A 15,000-nucleotide genomic window follows, 5' to 3' on the forward strand; every position below is an offset into this window, starting at 1 on the left:
CCCACCACTGCCATATCCTCGAAACCGGTAACGATAGCTTCCGGTTCAAGGCATCTGCCGCCCAGCGGAAAACCAGAAAGGAGAACGTCCAGCCCTTGACCAAACACAAGTCCGAGCGGACATAGCTAACAACAACCCGGGTCACTTCTCGATGAAAATCCCGGGTCAAATCTCAACGGAAATCTACAGGCTTACATCCTTGGCGATCATCCGCACCCTCCCGGACACGGACCCGCGATCGGCCATCAGCACGCTCGCGCGGTTCACGGTCACTGTCCGCTCCTCGTGCGATGTGTCCTTCGAGCTCGCGCACCATGTCTTCGATCCGGATGATGACGCTGTCGATATCCTCTGGGGTGTGGTCCGTTCCATCCCAGCCAACGCCACAGTGCTGCTCCGCCGGCATCCGGTCGATCCGCAGGACAAGCCGCAAGCCATGTCGCTGCGCCCAACCGATGCCGAGTTCCTTGCCTGGGCACTGCCGGACAACACCGTCATCGCCTTCCAGGCCGACGAGCACGAGCTCGGCGAGGCGGGCACGCTTGTCGGGCTCAATATGCCAGGACCCGGTGCACCGCCGCAGCGTTAGCACCGCCGGGCACCGCTTGAGGCCCAGGCCATGTGGGTCATCTTCGCCGCTTCCTTCTGTGCGCCGAAGGAGCAGCGCAGGCTGTTTGCCGCCCATCTCGCGTGGTGCGCCATCCAGCGCGCGAGGCTGGGTGTGGGGGCGGGGTGAGCGCGATTAAACAGATCAACTGTTTACAGGCTGAGTCATTGCCGCTTAAGCCACAGCGGTCAGGATGAGCGCACACGGTGGGCCGACAGAGGACGCCGGTCTTGTGGATAACCTTGGCCCTCACTTCGGCGTTGAAAGTCGGGGTGTTTATCGGGGTATTATTTCTCGGATCGTTTGATCAAGTGTCTTTTAATCAGACGATTAGTTGATAGATTTGATTGAATCCGTCTCCGCCACCGCCGCCCCGGCAGCGCCTTTCAATCAGAATTGATCGCCCCCCGCGCGCTGAGGTTCAGGCGCGCGCGGCGAGGCTTTGCATGCGCTTGAGATAGCGCGCCAGCACGTCGATCTCGAGGTTGACCTTATCGCCCTCGGCCAGCGCGCCCAGCGTCGTCACCGCGGCGGTGTGGGGGATGATGTTGAGCAGGAAGTCGCAGGCGCCATCGGCCCGGTCGCGCACGTTGTTAACGGTGAGCGAGACGCCATCGACAGTGATCGAGCCTTTCTCGGCGATGAAGGGGGCAAGCTCTGCCCTGGCGCGGATCGCCACCTCCCGGCTGTCTCCAGCAGGCGCCACCATCACCACCTCGCCGACCGAATCGACATGGCCGGTGACGATATGCCCGCCCAGTTCATCGCCGAGCCTGAGCGAGGGCTCGAGATTGAGCCGCGCCCCCACCTGCCAGCGTCCCGGCACGGTGCGGCTGATGGTTTCCTGCGAGAGATCGACCGCAAACCAGGCATCGCCCGGCGTGCCGCCGCGGTCAACGACGGTGAGGCACACCCCCGAACAGGCGATCGAGGCGCCGATCTCGATCCGCGCCGGATCGAGCGGGGCGGCGACGCGCAGCCTGAGGTCGCCGCGCTGCTCGGCGGCGGTGATGGTGCCGATGGCGGTGACGATGCCGGTGAACATGGGCCGCAATTTCCTCTAGCTGCGCGCGCGCCAATAGGCGGCGAAGCTGTCGCTGCCAAGTTCGCGCCGCTCGGCAAGCCGCCAGCGCCCGTGCGCGGCTTCCAGATCGGCAAGGCCCAGCGCGCCGAGGCTGCGCCGCCCCTCGCCGCCGATCAGGATCGGGGCGGTGTAGAGGTGAAGCTCATCGACGAGGTCGGCGGCAAGAAAGGCCGCCGCGGTTTCGGCCCCGCCCTCGACATATAGATAGAGCACCCCGGCAAGGTCGGCGATCGCTGCGGGCGTGGCGACCGCGGTGACACCCGCGGGCGCGGCCCCGCGCGTCAGCACCACCCGCTGCGGGCTGCGCGCCGCGAGCCCGGGCAGGCGCACATCGAGCCGCGGCGCATCCGCGCGCCAGGTGCCGCCCCCCACCAGGATCGCATCATGGCGCGCACGCTGGGCGTGGACATGGGCGCGCGCGACATCGCCGGTGATCCAGCGGCTGGTGCCATCGGCAAGCGCGATGCAGCCATCGAGCGACATGGCAAGCTTCAAGGTGACATGGGGGCGCCCTCGCCGCTGGCGGGCCAGAAAGCCGGCAAGGCTGGTGGCGGAAGCGGCATCATCGAGGAGGCGCACCGCTATCCCCGCCGCCTCGAGCCGCTCGATGCCGCGCCCGGCGGTGCGCGGGTCGGGATCGCGCTGGCCGATCACCACCCGCGCCACCCCCGCAGCGGCGATGAGATCGGCACAGGCCGGGCCGCGCGGCGAGGCATGGGCGCAAGGCTCGAGCGTGACATAGAGCGTGGCTTCGGCAAGAACTTCGGGCGCAAGGCCTGCGAGCGCCATCGCCTCGGCATGGGGGCGCCCGCCCGGCTGGGTCACCCCGCGCGCGGCGAGCCGGCCCGCGTGCACCACCAGCGCTGCCACCCCCGGATTGGGGCGGGCAAGCGGGCGGGCGCGCGCGGCCAGCCGGGCCGCGGCGGCCATCCAGGCGCTGTCAGAAGGTGTCTCGCGCGCAGCTATGGGGCCGCGCCTTCCGCCTTTGCGGCGCGGGTGGCGGCGGCAGCCTCGGCAAGCGCCTTGCGCTCGGCCGCCTCGGCGGCTTCGCGCGCGGCGCGCTCGGCCTCGGCCTTGCGCTCGATCGCATCGACATCCATGCCCGTCGCCCGGCCCAGCGCCTTGTACATCTCGCGCTTCTGCCGGGCGATGCGCGCCTCCTCGGCCGCGCGCAGATCCTTGATCGCCTGGTTGGCGCGGTTCTCGGCAAGGATCTCGGCATCGCTGCGCGCCGCCTCGAGCGTGGTGATATAGGTCACCTCTGGCCGCTCCGGCTCACCATAGACGGTGGTGCCCGTCACCCCCCAATAGAGCATCCCCGCGACCGGCAGGGTCGAAAGCCCGAGGATCGGCCAGCGATAGGGATGCGGACGGCGGATCTCGTTCCAGAAATCGGCCAGGCCGGCTGCCGGGTTGTAACGGGTGGGAATGCGCATGGTCCCTTTATAGGCATGCACCCGGCGCTGGCCAAGGGCGCGGGGGCAAACCCGCCGCGCGCCCGCCTAGCCGAAGGCGGCATAGAGGCTGCGGCCATGGGCCTTGAGCCAGCGGTCGGCCGCGGCGATATCGCCCTCGAACAGGCGCGCCAGCAGCGCGTGGAAGGCCGGGCTGTGATCGAAGTGGACGAGGTGCGCGACCTCGTGCGCCACCACCGAGCGGCGCACCGCATCGGGGGCCTGCACCAGCCGCCAGTTGATGCGGATGCGGCGCTGGTCCGAGCACGAGCCCCAGCGCCGCTGCGCCCGGGTGAGGCCGACCGGCACCGGTGCCAGCCCGGCCGCGGCGCAATAATCGCGCATGTCCGCTTCGGCGAGGCGCAGCGCCTCGGCCTCGAGCCAGGCTTGCAGGCGCCGCGCCAGCCCCTCGCGCGGCCCGCCGAGGCGCAGGCTCTCGCCGAGTTCCAGCGGCCGGCGCGGGGCGGATGGTTCCCACGCGATGCGCAGCGCGCGCCCGCGATAGAGCAGCGTGCCGCCCGGCTCGGGCGCGGCGCGCGCGGGCAAGCGGGCGAGCTGGGCCTCGAGCCACTCGGCGCGGGCATGGGCAAAGGCGATCGCCTCGCGCGCCTCGGCCCAGGCCGGCAGGGTGATCCGCACCGCGCTGCCATCGGGCGCAAGGCGCAGCGTCAGCTGCCGGGCATGGCCAAGCCGCCGCAGCACGATCGGCAGCCGCCGCCCGGCGATCTCGATTTCCGGCTCGGCCGGCAGGCGCCGCAGCCAGTCGATCATTCCGCCGCTCTCTCCGCTTCACCCGCCTCACCGCCCCGGGCAAGGCGCGGCGAGGGCCATTCGACGATATGGTGTTCGAGCGGCCCGGCCTCGGTCTCGCTCACCACCCGTCCGATCACCGAAACCCCCACCTCCTCGACCGTGTGCCGATCCCCGCTGATCAGATAGTGCCAGCCGGGCAGCGGCCGCCCCTCGGCGCGCAGGCGGTAGGCGCAGGTCGAGGGCAGCCAGTGCACCGTCGCCACGATGCGCGGCGTGAGCCGCAGGCAATCGGGCACAAAGGCCTTGCGGTTGCGATAGTCGCGGCAGCGCGCGGTGGCCGGATCGAGCAGGCGGCAGGCGATGTTGGTGTCGTGCACCTCGCCGGTTTCCTCGTCCTCGAGCTTGTGCAGGCAGCAGCGCCCGCAGCCATCGCACAGCGCTTCCCATTCGCTGCGGCTGAGCGCCTCGAGCGGCAGTTCCCAGAAGCGCGCTCTCAGCTCACCCATCGCGCCAGTTCCGCGGCCACGGCATCGCCCCCCTGGTCCACCGGCAGGGTCGCGAGCGGCTCGCCTTCGGGGTCGAAGAGATAGACGATGTTCGAATGATCGACGAGATAGCCCCCACCCGGCACCGGGGCGCCCTTGGCGTAATAGACCTTGAAGGCCTTGGCCACCGCGGCGATTTCGGTCGGAGTGCCGGTGAGACCAATGATCTCGGGCGCAAAGGCGGCGGCAAATTGCCCCACCACCTCGGGCGTGTCACGCTCCGGATCGAGCGTGATGAAGATCGGCTGAACCCGCGCCGCCTTGTCGGGAGCGCTGGCCTTGAGGGCCTTCAAGCCCTGGGCCACGCGCTGCATGTCGGTGGGGCAGACATCGGGGCAGAAGGTGTAGCCGAAATAGACGATGCGATATTTGCCGGCAAAATCATCCCAGCGCACCTTGCGCCCGTCGCTCGCGGTGAGGGTGAAATCCCCGCCGATCGCGGCGCCGGCCAGCGGCGGCTCGCCCGCGCCGGGGGCGGCGGGCTGGCAGGCGGCAAGGCCGATCAGCCCGGCGGCGATGAGGGCGGTGAGGCGGCGGGGGGAAGGCTTGTTGATCGGGTTCATGCTCTGCTAACGTTGTACGCGTGAAGGGGCAGGGCCTCGGGTTCTTGCCGGATGCCCCAGATGCATGCTCACGCGCAAGTGTGACAGCTATTGCGAAAGGATCAAACCGTGTCGCTCAGGCTTTTGCGCAAGCTCACTGCCCGCGGCCCGATCGCCGCGGCGCTGGCGCTGCTCATCGCCGGGCTGGCCGCGGCGCCGGCGGCGGCCCAGTTCCAGTCCGAAGGCTATCAGTTTCTAAAGGCGGTGGAGGAGCGCGATGGCGACAAGGCCACCGAAATGCTCAACAAGCCCGGCAACCAGCTGGTCAACACCCGCGATGTGACCTCGGGCGATACCGGCCTGCACATCGTGGTGGCGCGCAGCGACACGCTGTGGCTGCGCTTCCTGCTCGAGAACGGGGCCGATCCCAATATCCGCAATCGCAAGGGCATAACCCCCTTGCAGCTGGCCGTGGCGCTGGGCTTTGTCGATGGCGCGGAAATCCTCATCAAGCGCGGGGCCAACGTCAATATTTCCGACCAGACCGGCGAAACCCCGCTGATCGCCGCGGTGCACGCGCGCAACGTGCCGATGGTGCGGCTGCTGCTCGACAAGGGCGCCGATCCTGATCGGCCTGACAATTCGGGCCGCTCGGCGCGCGATTACATGAACCTCTTGAGCGGCAATGCCCCGCTCAAGCAGGAATTCGACAATGCCGACAAGAAGCGCGCCGAGGCGGGAACCAAGCGCGAATATGGGCCGTCCTTCTGACATGACCGATTTTGCCGATCTCACGCTCGATGAGCTGCGCCTTGCCCTTGCCCCCGATATCGCCGCCTCGGCGATCTTCGATGGCTGGGGCAAGGCGGCGCTGGTGGCCGCGGCCGAAATGGCCGGGTGCGATGTCGATGTGGCGCGGCTCGCCTTTCCTGGCGCCAAGGCGATGGACATGATCGATGCCTGGATCGCCAGCATCGATCAGGCGATGGCGGCCGAATGGCCGGCCGAGCGGCTCGCCAGTCTCAAGGTGCGCGAACGCATCCGCACGCTGGTGGCCTTCCGGCTCGAGACCATGGCCCCGCTCGAGGAAGCGCTGCGCCGCGCGTTGGCGGTGATGGCGCAGCCGCACAACGCCGCCCGCGCGGCGCGGCTGGGCTGGCGCAGCGCCGATATCATGTGGCGGCTCGCCGGTGACACCGCCACGGACTACAACCACTACACCAAGCGCGCCATCCTTGCCGGGATCTATGCGGCAACCCTGGCGGTGTTCGTCAATGACGAGAGCGAGGGCAAGGACGAAACCTACGCCTTCCTCGACCGGCGGATCGAGGGGGTGATGCGCTTCGAGAAGGCCAAGGCCCAGTTCCTCGGGCGCGAGCGCGAACTGCCCAGCCTCACCCGCTTTCTCGGCCGCCTGCGCTATCCGGCGCGCTGATCCGGGGATTGTGCGCCCCGCCGCCGGTGCGCTGGCCGGCACCCTGGCCTATTGTCGCCAACGGATTCGCGGCGCATCATCAGCGCGGCGCTTGAATATGTGACAGGGAAGGGACGCAGCGATGGCAGGTTCGCTCAACAAGGTCATGCTGATCGGCAATCTCGGCGCCGATCCGGAAGTGCGCACGTTCAGCAATGGCGGCAAGGTCGCCAACCTGCGCATCGCCACCTCGGAAACCTGGAAGGATCGGAACACCGGCGAGCGCCAGGAGCGCACCCAGTGGCACAATGTCGCGATCTTCAACGAGGCGCTGGTGGGCATTGCCGAGCGCTACCTGCGCAAGGGCAGCAAGGTCTATGTCGAAGGCCAGCTCGAAACCCGCAAGTGGCAGGATCAGAACGGGCAGGATCGCTACACCACCGAAGTGGTGCTGCGACCCTATAATGGCAACCTCACCATGCTCGACGGGGCGCCCGGCGGCGGTGGCATGAGTGGTGGCGGAATGGGTGGCGGCGGCGGGGGCCGCGCCGGTGGCAGCGCCCCGGGCTATGGCGGGGGCGCGCCTGCCGGCGGCGGGTTCGACACCGGGCCGGCTGGCGGCGGCTATGACGATCTTGACGATGACATCCCGTTCTGAGCGCGCGGCGCCGGCCGAGCGCCAGGGCGCGCGCGGACGGAGCGCGGCACATCTGCGCCACCCGCCGCAATTTCCTCACCGGGTGTGGCCACCTTCCGCCTGGGGCTGTGGCGGCACGCGCTCCCCAAGAGCCTGCCGCCGGGGAGGCGACGGGGGTGCATGGCCCCCTTGCACCCCTCGCGCCGGCTAGTCCTTCTTCAGCCCGGCAAGCAGCGCGGCGAGCGGGCCTTGCGCCTCGCCCTCGCGCAGGATCCCGGCCGCCGCCCGCGCGGCATCGGCATCGGGCCCTTCGGCATAGGGATCGATGGCAAGGCCAAGCGTCTGCGCCACGGCCTCGCCGAGGTCGAACATCTCGCCCTCGTAGGCGATCTCGTCGCAATCATCAGCTTCAAGCTCGATTTCCGCATTCTCATCCGCGGCGGTCGGGCGCCCGGCCTCATGTACGAACTTGAGGTCGATCGGCGCGGTGATGCTGACGGTGAAATCCTCAAGGCTCACCGCGCAGGGCTGCACCACCTCGGCGGCAAGCGTGCCGGTGGCGCGCACCGCGCGGCCACGTTCGGCAAGCTGCACCTCGGCGCGCAGCCAATTGACCGCGGAAAGGCCGAAGCGCGCGGCGAGCGCGGCGCATTCGGCAGGGCTGGCCTCGATCACCACCGGCCCGCCCGGCAGCGGCCGGGCGCGCACCATGCGCGCCAGCTCTGAAGGGGGAAGGGGGCCCGTCACCAGATCGCGCTCGCCTTCAGCATCTCGGCATCGCTCGCCCGGGCGAGGCGCTCGGAGAGCTTCATCAGCTTCTCGGCCACCAGCGCGGCGCCGCGCGCCTCGTCGGCGTCTTCGGCAAAGGTCACGTTGCGCGCCACCGCAGCGGTCAGGCGCGCGCGATCCCCGGCATTGAGCGCGCCGCGATAGGCGCCCAGCCGCCCGCCGAGCACGCTCATCAGCCTGCCGATGCGCTTGCCCATCACCACGTCGTTGACCCCGAACTGGCGCAGCTGGGCGTCCATGTCCTCGACGAACAGCTCGGCCAGCAGCGCGCTTTCGGCGCGCAGATCGGCGGCCTCGATGCGCACCATCACCACGCTTAGCACCGCGGTGATCATGTCGAAGCGCCCGGCCACCGAATCGGCCACGCCGCAATCGCTGTAATAGGCCGGATCGCGCGCCAGCTCGATCACGCGGTGCCACAGCGGGCGCAGATTCTCGCGCGGGTCGGGAGCGGTGCCGAGCAGGCGGGAGAGGAAGGACATCGGGCGACCTTTTGCAAGCAAGAGCGATCACGGCGGGCACGGCCCGGCGCGCCGCTGCGGGGCGGCGCACCGCCAGCACGGCAAAGCCACAAACCCGCGCCGCGTTCAACCACCATTCAACCCGGCTGCGCAAGGGCGGTTCGACATGCCGCGTTGCCAGCAGGCGACGGGCCGCTTAAAGCGCAAGGCGCAACAAAGCACGGACAGGCGGATGGCATCACGATGATCAGGGCAGGCAATCACGGGCGGCGCAGCGTGGGGCGTGGGCGCGCGCGCGCGGGCAGGCTGGGCGCGGCGCTGGTGCTGGCAGGCGCGGCGCTGGCGCTGCCGGCCTGCAGCTCGATCCGCGAATCGCGCGGCTATATCGTCGATCCGGTGCTCACCGATGCGATCCAGCCGCGCATCGACAACCAGCGATCGGTGGAAGGCACGCTCGGCCGGCCCACCTTTGTAAGCCAGTTCGGCACGCCGACCTGGTATTACATCTCCTCGATCACCGCGCAGCGCCCCTTCACCCGCCCGCGCATCCGCGAACACAGCGTGCTGGCGGTGCGCTTCGATACGGCCGGCCGGGTGCTCGCGGTCGAGCGCAGCGGGCCCGAGCAGGTGGTGTTCCTCAATCCCCATGGCGACAAGACCCCGACCCTGGGGCGCGAACGCGGCTTCTTTGAAGACCTGTTCGGCAATATCGGCCAGGTCGGATCGACCGGGCTGGGCGGCGCGCCGGGCGGCGGGCCTAACGGGCAATAAGCGCCCTCCCCTGTTGCCAGGGCCACGGCTTGAACGCCTGCACCTGCGCGCCATATTGGCGGGCATGAGCAGCGATCCCCAGGCCCATGGCCTCACAACATGGCACGGCACCACCATCATCGGCATCCGGCGCGGCGGCACCACGGTGATCGCGGGCGATGGGCAGGTGTCGATGGGCAACACCGTGATGAAGCCCAATGCCAGGAAGGTGCGCCGCCTTGGCGATGGCCGGGTGATCGCCGGCTTTGCCGGGGCGACCGCCGATGCCTTCACCCTGTTCGAACGGCTCGAGAAGAAGCTGGAGCAATATTCGGGCCAGCTCATGCGTGCGAGCGTGGAGCTGGCCAAGGATTGGCGCACCGACAAATATCTGCGTAACCTTGAGGCGCTGATGATCGTCGCCGACAAGGACACGCTGCTGGTGCTCACCGGCAATGGCGATGTGCTCGAGCCGGCGGGCGATATCGCCGCGATCGGATCGGGCGGCAATTTCGCCCTCGCCGCGGCCCGCGCGCTGGCTGATTACGAGGCCGATCCCGAAGTCATCGCCAGGAAGGCGATGGCGGTGGCGGCCGAGATCTGCGTCTTTACCAACGGCAACCTGACGGTCGAGACCGTCTGACCAGCCCCTTCCCACACGGCTCCATGACCCAGAACCTTACCCCCAAGGCGATCGTCGCCGCATTGGACGAGCACATCATCGGCCAGGCCGAGGCCAAGCGTGCCGTGGCCGTGGCCCTGCGCAACCGCTGGCGCCGCCAGCGGCTCGGCCCCGAGCTGCGCGACGAGGTGACCCCCAAGAACATCCTGATGATCGGCCCCACCGGCTGCGGCAAGACCGAGATCAGCCGCCGCCTTGCCCGGCTGGCCGAGGCGCCCTTCATCAAGGTCGAGGCGACCAAGTTCACCGAGGTCGGCTATGTCGGGCGCGATGTCGAGCAGATCGCCCGCGACCTCGTGGAGGAGGCGATCCGGCTGGAGAAGGAGCGCCGCCGCGAGGCGGTGCGCGAGGCGGCTTCCGAAGCGGCGATGCAGCGCCTGCTCAATGCGCTGGTGGGCGAGAACGCCTCGGAGGCGACCCGTGCGGCCTTCCGCCAGCGCATCGTCGAAAATGCCATGAACGATGTCGAGGTCGAGATCGAGCTGCAGGCCAATCCGGCGCTGCCCTTCGACATCGGCGCGATGGGCGGGCAAATCGGGATGATCGATCTTTCCGACATGATGGGCAAGGCGCTCGGGCGCCGCCCGGCGCGTCGCCACAAGCTCAAGGTGCCCGAGGCCTGGGACCGGCTGGTGGAGGAGGAGGCCGACAAGCGGCTCGATCAGGATGATGTTGCCCGCGCCGCGCTCGCCAATGCCGAGACCAACGGCATCGTCTTCATCGACGAGATCGACAAGATCGCGGTGAGCGACATCCGCGGCGGCTCGGTCAGCCGCGAAGGGGTGCAGCGCGATCTGCTGCCGCTGATCGAGGGCACCACCGTGGCGACCAAGCACGGGCCGATGAAGACCGATCACGTGCTGTTCATCGCCAGCGGCGCCTTCCACGTCGCCAAGCCGTCCGATTTGCTGCCCGAACTCCAGGGCCGCCTGCCGATCCGGGTCGAGCTCAAGGCGCTGAGCGAGGCGGATTTCGTGCGCATCCTCACCGAGACCCGCGCCAATCTGGTGGCGCAATATTCGGCGCTGCTGGCGACCGAGGAGGTGCGGCTCGAGTTCACCAAGGAGGCGATCGCCGCGATCGCGCGCATCGCCGCGCAGGTCAATGCCAGCGTCGAGAACATCGGCGCGCGGCGGCTGCAGACGGTGATGGAGCGGCTGCTCGAGGAGATCAGCTTTGCCGCCGAGGATCACCGCGGCGAGACCATCACCATCGATGAGGCCTATGTCGCCGCGCGGCTCGAGGGCCTGGCCGGCAACAGCGACCTGTCCAAATATATCCTTTGAGCACGCGCCCCGCCGCGCGCGTCATCTGCGGTGCGGCGGGGGTGCGCCCTTGCTCCAGACCCTAGTTGCCGAGCAGGTGCTTCTCCCAGAACAGCAGCTGGGCGAGGAAGGCGTAGTCGGCATTGGCCTTCTTGGCAAAGCCGTGGCCTTCATCGGCGGCGATGAGGTGCCAGGCCTCGCCCCCCTTGGCGCGGATCGCCGCGACCATCTGGTCGGCTTCCGACTTGGGCACGCGCGGATCGTTGGCCCCGGTGATGACGAACATCGGCTTGTCGATCTCGGCAACCCGGGTGAGCGGGCTGATCTCGATCAGCTTGGCGCGCTGTTCGGGCACGCGCTCATCGCCATATTCCACCCGACGCAGGTCCTGCCGATAGGGGTTGGTGTTCTCAAGGAAGCTGACGAAATTGCTGATCGCCACGGTGCATTGCGTGGCGGCCAGCCTGTCCTTGAGCTGCACCGCGGCGGCATAGCACATGTAGCCGCCATAGGAGCCGCCGGTCAGCCCCACCCGATCGGCATCGACCCCCGGCTCGGCGCGCACCGCATCGATGAGTGCGGCCAGATCGCGCACGGCGTCCTCGCGCTTGAACGGCCCGTTGTCGAGGCTGACGAAGGTCTTGCCATAGCCGGTCGAGCCGCGGACATTGGGATAGAACAGGCCGATCCCCAGCTCGTTGAGATAGTAGTTGTTGCGGCCCAAGAAGCCCGCGGTCGATTGCGACTCGGGCCCGCCGTGGACGCTGACGATGAGCGGGCGCTTGCCCGGGAAGCGTGCCGGATCGGGCAGATAGAGCAGCCCTGAGACCTCGAGCCCGTCAAAGCTCCTGGTGGAAAGGATGCGCGGCTCGACATTCACCGCGGGATCGAGCCCGCCGGTCTCGCTCTGGGTCCAGCGGGTCAGCTCCATGGTCTTGGGATCGAGCGACCAGATATCGGCGGCGCTCTTGGCACTGGAGAAGGAAAAGCCAAGCTCGCCCCAGGGTGCAAATTGCAGCGCGCCGATCTGGCCGGCGGGCAGGTTTTCAACCGGGGTAACCGCGCCGCTGGCCACATCAAACAGCCGCAGCCGATCGGTCCCGGCCTCGTTGACCACATAGGCGATGGTCTTGCCATCCTCCGAAAGGGCAAAGCTGTCCACGTCCCAGGCCTCGCGCGTCACCGGGGTGAAGCGGCCCGTGGCCGGATCGAGCCGTCCGAGACGCTGGAAATCCGAGCCTTCATCGCTCGTCACCCACAGGCTGCCATCGGGCGCGACGGCAAAGCCGCTATAGGCGATCTCGGCCTTGGGATCGCCGATCGCGCGCATCTGCCCGGTGGCAAGATCGAGCCGGTAGAGATCGGCATCCTGCACCGAGTTGTAATCGATCACATAGGCCGATTGCTTGTCCGGGGCAAAGCCGATGATCGCCCAGCCGCCACCCTTGCTTTCATGCACCATCCGCGTGGTGGCCGGATCGCGCGGGTCCATCACGTAAAGATCGGAATCGATGCCGTTGCGGCGCGTCGAGCTGAAGCCGATGAGTTCACCATCGCGGCTCCAGGCGCCGGGCTGGTTGCGGCTCTTGCCATCGGTCAGCAGCGTGAGGCGGCCCTCCTTGAGCGTGTGGAGCTGGTAATATTCATCCCCGCCGCGATCCTTGAGCACGAGGATCACATCACCCCGCATCGGCGCATAGGAGCCCGAGACCGGCTCGGCCTCGAAGCTGATCTGGGTGCGCGCGCCCATCGGGCTTGCCACCCGGTGCAGCTGGCTGACATTGCCGAAACGGGTGGTGATGAGCACCGCGCGGGCCTTGGGATCCCACCCGGCAAAGCCGGCGCCGCGCGCCTCGAGATAGGGCCGCGCGCGCTCGGCAAGGGCAAGCGGGATCGGCGGCATTTCTTCGGCTGTCAGCGCCGCGGGGGGCTGCACCACTGCGGCCGGGGCCGGATCGGGCGCAGCCTGCTGCGCGTCGAGCGGGGTGGCGGTGCTGGCAAGCAGCAAGGCAGCAAGGCGAAGTCTGGGCATCACTTGTGAAGGCCTCTCTCTTGGGGGGGTCTCTCCGGCATCGGGTGCCCGCCGTGTGGCGGCGGGGCGCTGGGGCAAGAGCTAGAGCCCTGCGCGGGGCGGGGCAAGCGCTGCTATTCCGCGGCCTCGGCGGCGAGCGCCTCGCGCTGGCGTTCGCTGGCCTGGCGCGCCCACATCTCGGCATAGAGCCCGCCGGCCCTGAGCAGCGAGGCGTGATCGCCACTTTCCACCAGCCGCCCATGATCGAGCACGAGGATGTTGTCGGCATCGGCGATGGTGGAGAGGCGATGGGCGATGGCGATGGTGGTGCGCCCCCTGGCGATGCGCCGCAAGGTGGCAAGGATCTCCTGCTCGGTGCGGGTGTCCAAGGCACTGGTCGCCTCGTCGAGCAGCAGGATCGGCGGGTTCTTGACCAGCGTGCGCGCGATCGCGACGCGCTGCTTTTCCCCGCCCGAAAGCTTGAGGCCCCGCTCGCCCACCATGGTGGCAAAGCCTTCGGGCAGGCGCGCGATCAGCGGCATCAGGGCGGCATCGCGCGCGGCCTTCTCGATCAGCGCCGCGTCGGCCCCTTCGGCGCCGTAGCCGATATTGTAGGCAAGGCTCTCGTTGAACAGCACCGTATCCTGCGGCACGATCCCGATCGCGGCGCGCAGCGAGGCCTGGGTGACGGTGGCGATATCCTTGCCGCCTACCAGCACCCGCCCGTCCTGCGGATCGTAGAAGCGGAACAACAGCCGCCCGATGGTGCTCTTGCCCGCGCCCGAAGGCCCGACGATCGCGGTGGTCGAGCCGGCGGCGACCTCGAAGGATAGGCCGTTGAGGATGGTGCGCCCCGGCTCGTAGCCGAAGGTGACATTGTCGAACACCACCGTGGGCGTGCGCACCACCAGCGCCGGGGCGCCGGGCGCGTCCTTCACCTCGATCTCGGTGTCGATCAGGCGGAACATCTCGGCCATGTCGACCAGCCCCTGGCGGATGGTGCGATAGACCCAGCCAAGCACATCGAGGGGTCGGAACAGCTGGGTGAGATAGGTGTTGACCAGCACCAGATCGCCGGTCGTCAGCTGCCCCCGGCTCCAGCCCCACACGGTGTAGCCCATCGCCGCGGCCATCAACAGATTCATGATCGCGCCCTGCGCCATGTTGAGCAGGCCCACCGAGTTTTCCGACTTGATCGCCGCCTCGGCATAGGCGCGCGCGGCCTGGGCATAGCGGGCTTCCTCGCGCGCCTCGGCGCCGAAATATTTCACCGTCTCGTAGTTGAGCAGCGAATCGACTGCGCGGTGCAGCGCCCGGCCATCAAGATCGTTCATCTCGCGCCTGAGCTTGGTGCGCCATTCGGTGATCGCACGCGTCACCCAGACATAGGCGATCACGGTGAAGGCCGTGGCAGCAACGAGGCCAGGCCCGAAATTGATGTAGAAGATCACCCCCACCGCGATCAGCTCGATGATCGTGGGGGCGATGTTGAACAGCAGGAAATAGAGCATCTGGTCGATGCTCTTGGTGCCGCGCTCGATGATCTTGGTCACCTCGCCGGTGCGCCGGGCAAGGTGGAAGCGGAGGGAGAGCTGGTGGAGGCGGTGGAACACGTCGCGGGCGAGGTGGAAGGTGGCGATCTGGCCCACCCGTTCAAAGGCGATGTTCCTGAGATTGTCGAAGGCGAGCGCGGCAAAGCGCCCCAGGGCATAGGCGGCAACCAGCGCCAGCGCGACATGGGCGCCATCGCGCGCCGGGCCGCTCATCGCATCGACCGCGCCCTTATAGGCAAAGGGCAGCGCGAGCGTCACGCCCTTGGCCAGCAGCACCAGCGCCATGGCGATGACGATGCGGGCGCGCAGGGCCGGATCGTCCTTGGGCCACAGATAAGGCAGGAAGCGCCTGAGCGTCGCCCAGCCTTCCACGCTGCGGGCAGTCTGTTCGGGATCGGCGGCAGGGGCGGTGTCGGGCGGCATCCGCGCAGATGTGGGCGCGCCGTGCCGCCG

General features: G+C 68.5%; 17 protein-coding genes. 7 read left to right on the plus strand and 10 right to left on the minus strand.

Annotated features, from left to right (window positions below; all coding sequences use genetic code 11):
- Nucleotides 1–199: 199 nt before the first annotated feature.
- On the plus strand, nt 200–589 hold the full coding sequence (locus G524_RS0112260; RefSeq protein ID WP_027443949.1) for a hypothetical protein: 390 nt from the start codon (nt 200–202) through the stop codon (nt 587–589).
- A gap of 439 nt (nt 590–1,028) precedes the next feature.
- On the opposite strand, the gene G524_RS0112270 is transcribed toward G524_RS0112260, so the two are convergent.
- From G524_RS0112270 to G524_RS0112295, 6 genes are all read right to left on the minus strand, one after another.
- On the minus strand, nt 1,029–1,652 hold the full coding sequence (locus G524_RS0112270) for a riboflavin synthase (RefSeq protein WP_027443950.1): 624 nt from the start codon (nt 1,650–1,652) through the stop codon (nt 1,029–1,031).
- 15 nt (nt 1,653–1,667) lie between these two features.
- Nucleotides 1,668–2,657, minus strand: coding sequence for a bifunctional diaminohydroxyphosphoribosylaminopyrimidine deaminase/5-amino-6-(5-phosphoribosylamino)uracil reductase RibD (gene ribD, locus G524_RS0112275; RefSeq protein WP_342662467.1), 990 nt, complete (start codon nt 2,655–2,657; stop codon nt 1,668–1,670).
- A complete protein-coding gene (locus G524_RS0112280; protein ID WP_027443952.1) occupies nt 2,654–3,127 on the minus strand; it encodes a hypothetical protein in 474 nt (157 codons plus the stop codon). Before G524_RS0112280 ends, ribD begins: the two co-directional genes overlap by 4 nt.
- A gap of 66 nt (nt 3,128–3,193) precedes the next feature.
- Nucleotides 3,194–3,916 (minus strand): M48 family metallopeptidase, encoded by a 723-nt coding sequence (locus G524_RS0112285; RefSeq protein WP_027443953.1) that lies wholly within the window; start codon nt 3,914–3,916, stop codon nt 3,194–3,196.
- Nucleotides 3,913–4,404 carry a YcgN family cysteine cluster protein gene (locus tag G524_RS15965; RefSeq protein WP_051221218.1) on the minus strand — a complete coding sequence of 164 codons (492 nt, stop codon included), beginning with the start codon at nt 4,402–4,404 and terminating at the stop codon, nt 3,913–3,915. Before G524_RS15965 ends, G524_RS0112285 begins: the two co-directional genes overlap by 4 nt.
- Nucleotides 4,392–5,006, minus strand: a complete 615-nt coding sequence (locus G524_RS0112295) for an SCO family protein (protein WP_051221220.1) — start codon at nt 5,004–5,006, stop codon at nt 4,392–4,394. Before G524_RS0112295 ends, G524_RS15965 begins: the two co-directional genes overlap by 13 nt.
- Before the next feature lie 108 nt (nt 5,007–5,114).
- Here G524_RS0112295 and G524_RS0112300 point away from each other — a divergent pair, with 108 nt between their 5' ends.
- The 3 genes from G524_RS0112300 (at nt 5,115) to ssb (ending at nt 7,057) form a co-directional block, all read left to right on the plus strand.
- Nucleotides 5,115–5,756, plus strand: a complete 642-nt coding sequence (locus G524_RS0112300) for an ankyrin repeat domain-containing protein (RefSeq protein ID WP_245561365.1) — start codon at nt 5,115–5,117, stop codon at nt 5,754–5,756.
- Nucleotides 5,740–6,420, plus strand: a complete 681-nt coding sequence (locus G524_RS0112305; RefSeq protein WP_036857946.1) for a COQ9 family protein — start codon at nt 5,740–5,742, stop codon at nt 6,418–6,420. The genes G524_RS0112300 and G524_RS0112305 overlap by 17 nt, the downstream gene beginning before the upstream one ends.
- Nucleotides 6,421–6,541: 121 nt before the next feature.
- On the plus strand, nt 6,542–7,057 hold the full coding sequence (ssb, locus tag G524_RS0112310; protein WP_027443957.1) for a single-stranded DNA-binding protein: 516 nt from the start codon (nt 6,542–6,544) through the stop codon (nt 7,055–7,057).
- Nucleotides 7,058–7,243: 186 nt separating this feature from the next.
- Here ssb and G524_RS0112315 read toward each other — a convergent pair whose 3' ends face one another.
- Both G524_RS0112315 and G524_RS0112320 read right to left on the minus strand, forming a co-directional pair.
- Nucleotides 7,244–7,783 (minus strand): YceD family protein, encoded by a 540-nt coding sequence (locus tag G524_RS0112315; protein ID WP_027443958.1) that lies wholly within the window; start codon nt 7,781–7,783, stop codon nt 7,244–7,246.
- Nucleotides 7,780–8,307, minus strand: a complete 528-nt coding sequence (locus G524_RS0112320) for a ubiquinol-cytochrome C chaperone family protein (RefSeq protein WP_027443959.1) — start codon at nt 8,305–8,307, stop codon at nt 7,780–7,782. Before G524_RS0112320 ends, G524_RS0112315 begins: the two co-directional genes overlap by 4 nt.
- Before the next feature lie 222 nt (nt 8,308–8,529).
- On the opposite strand from G524_RS0112320, the gene G524_RS0112325 reads away from it, so the two are divergent.
- From G524_RS0112325 to hslU, 3 genes are all read left to right on the plus strand, one after another.
- Nucleotides 8,530–9,057: an outer membrane protein assembly factor BamE gene (locus G524_RS0112325; protein WP_084625180.1), complete on the plus strand. Its 528-nt coding sequence runs from the start codon at nt 8,530–8,532 to the stop codon at nt 9,055–9,057.
- Nucleotides 9,058–9,121: 64 nt separating this feature from the next.
- Nucleotides 9,122–9,679, plus strand: coding sequence for an ATP-dependent protease subunit HslV (gene hslV, locus G524_RS0112330; protein WP_027443961.1), 558 nt, complete (start codon nt 9,122–9,124; stop codon nt 9,677–9,679).
- 23 nt (nt 9,680–9,702) lie between these two features.
- Entirely contained in the window at nt 9,703–11,004 is a 1,302-nt protein-coding gene (hslU, locus tag G524_RS0112335; protein WP_027443962.1) for an ATP-dependent protease ATPase subunit HslU, read from the plus strand.
- 61 nt (nt 11,005–11,065) lie between these two features.
- On the opposite strand, the gene G524_RS0112340 is transcribed toward hslU, so the two are convergent.
- Nucleotides 11,066–13,015, minus strand: a complete 1,950-nt coding sequence (locus tag G524_RS0112340) for a S9 family peptidase (protein WP_027443963.1) — start codon at nt 13,013–13,015, stop codon at nt 11,066–11,068.
- Between the two features lie 113 nt (nt 13,016–13,128).
- Complete coding sequence (locus G524_RS0112345; protein WP_027443964.1) at nt 13,129–14,970, minus strand: ABCB family ABC transporter ATP-binding protein/permease; 1,842 nt, start codon at nt 14,968–14,970, stop codon at nt 13,129–13,131.
- Nucleotides 14,971–15,000 lie beyond the last annotated feature (30 nt).

Origin of the sequence: Erythrobacter cryptus DSM 12079 (assembly GCF_000422985.1) — a bacterium.
GTDB lineage: Bacteria > Pseudomonadota > Alphaproteobacteria > Sphingomonadales > Sphingomonadaceae > Erythrobacter > Erythrobacter cryptus.

Excerpts from the sequence above, each read along its gene's own strand:
- G524_RS0112270 (WP_027443950.1), bottom strand. The coding sequence starts at position 1,652 with ATGTTCACCGGCATCGTCACCGCCATCGGCACCATCACCGCCGCCGAG.
- G524_RS0112280 (WP_027443952.1), bottom strand. The coding sequence starts at position 3,127 with ATGCGCATTCCCACCCGTTACAACCCGGCAGCCGGCCTGGCCGATTTC.
- G524_RS0112285 (WP_027443953.1), bottom strand. The coding sequence starts at position 3,916 with ATGATCGACTGGCTGCGGCGCCTGCCGGCCGAGCCGGAAATCGAGATC.
- G524_RS15965 (WP_051221218.1), bottom strand. The coding sequence starts at position 4,404 with ATGGGTGAGCTGAGAGCGCGCTTCTGGGAACTGCCGCTCGAGGCGCTC.
- G524_RS0112295 (WP_051221220.1), bottom strand. The coding sequence starts at position 5,006 with ATGAACCCGATCAACAAGCCTTCCCCCCGCCGCCTCACCGCCCTCATC.
- G524_RS0112305 (WP_036857946.1), top strand. The coding sequence starts at position 5,740 with ATGGGCCGTCCTTCTGACATGACCGATTTTGCCGATCTCACGCTCGAT.
- ssb (WP_027443957.1), top strand. The coding sequence starts at position 6,542 with ATGGCAGGTTCGCTCAACAAGGTCATGCTGATCGGCAATCTCGGCGCC.
- G524_RS0112320 (WP_027443959.1), bottom strand. The coding sequence starts at position 8,307 with ATGTCCTTCCTCTCCCGCCTGCTCGGCACCGCTCCCGACCCGCGCGAG.
- G524_RS0112325 (WP_084625180.1), top strand. The coding sequence starts at position 8,530 with ATGATCAGGGCAGGCAATCACGGGCGGCGCAGCGTGGGGCGTGGGCGC.
- hslV (WP_027443961.1), top strand. The coding sequence starts at position 9,122 with ATGAGCAGCGATCCCCAGGCCCATGGCCTCACAACATGGCACGGCACC.
- hslU (WP_027443962.1), top strand. The coding sequence starts at position 9,703 with ATGACCCAGAACCTTACCCCCAAGGCGATCGTCGCCGCATTGGACGAG.
- G524_RS0112340 (WP_027443963.1), bottom strand. The coding sequence starts at position 13,015 with ATGCCCAGACTTCGCCTTGCTGCCTTGCTGCTTGCCAGCACCGCCACC.
- G524_RS0112345 (WP_027443964.1), bottom strand. The coding sequence starts at position 14,970 with ATGCCGCCCGACACCGCCCCTGCCGCCGATCCCGAACAGACTGCCCGC.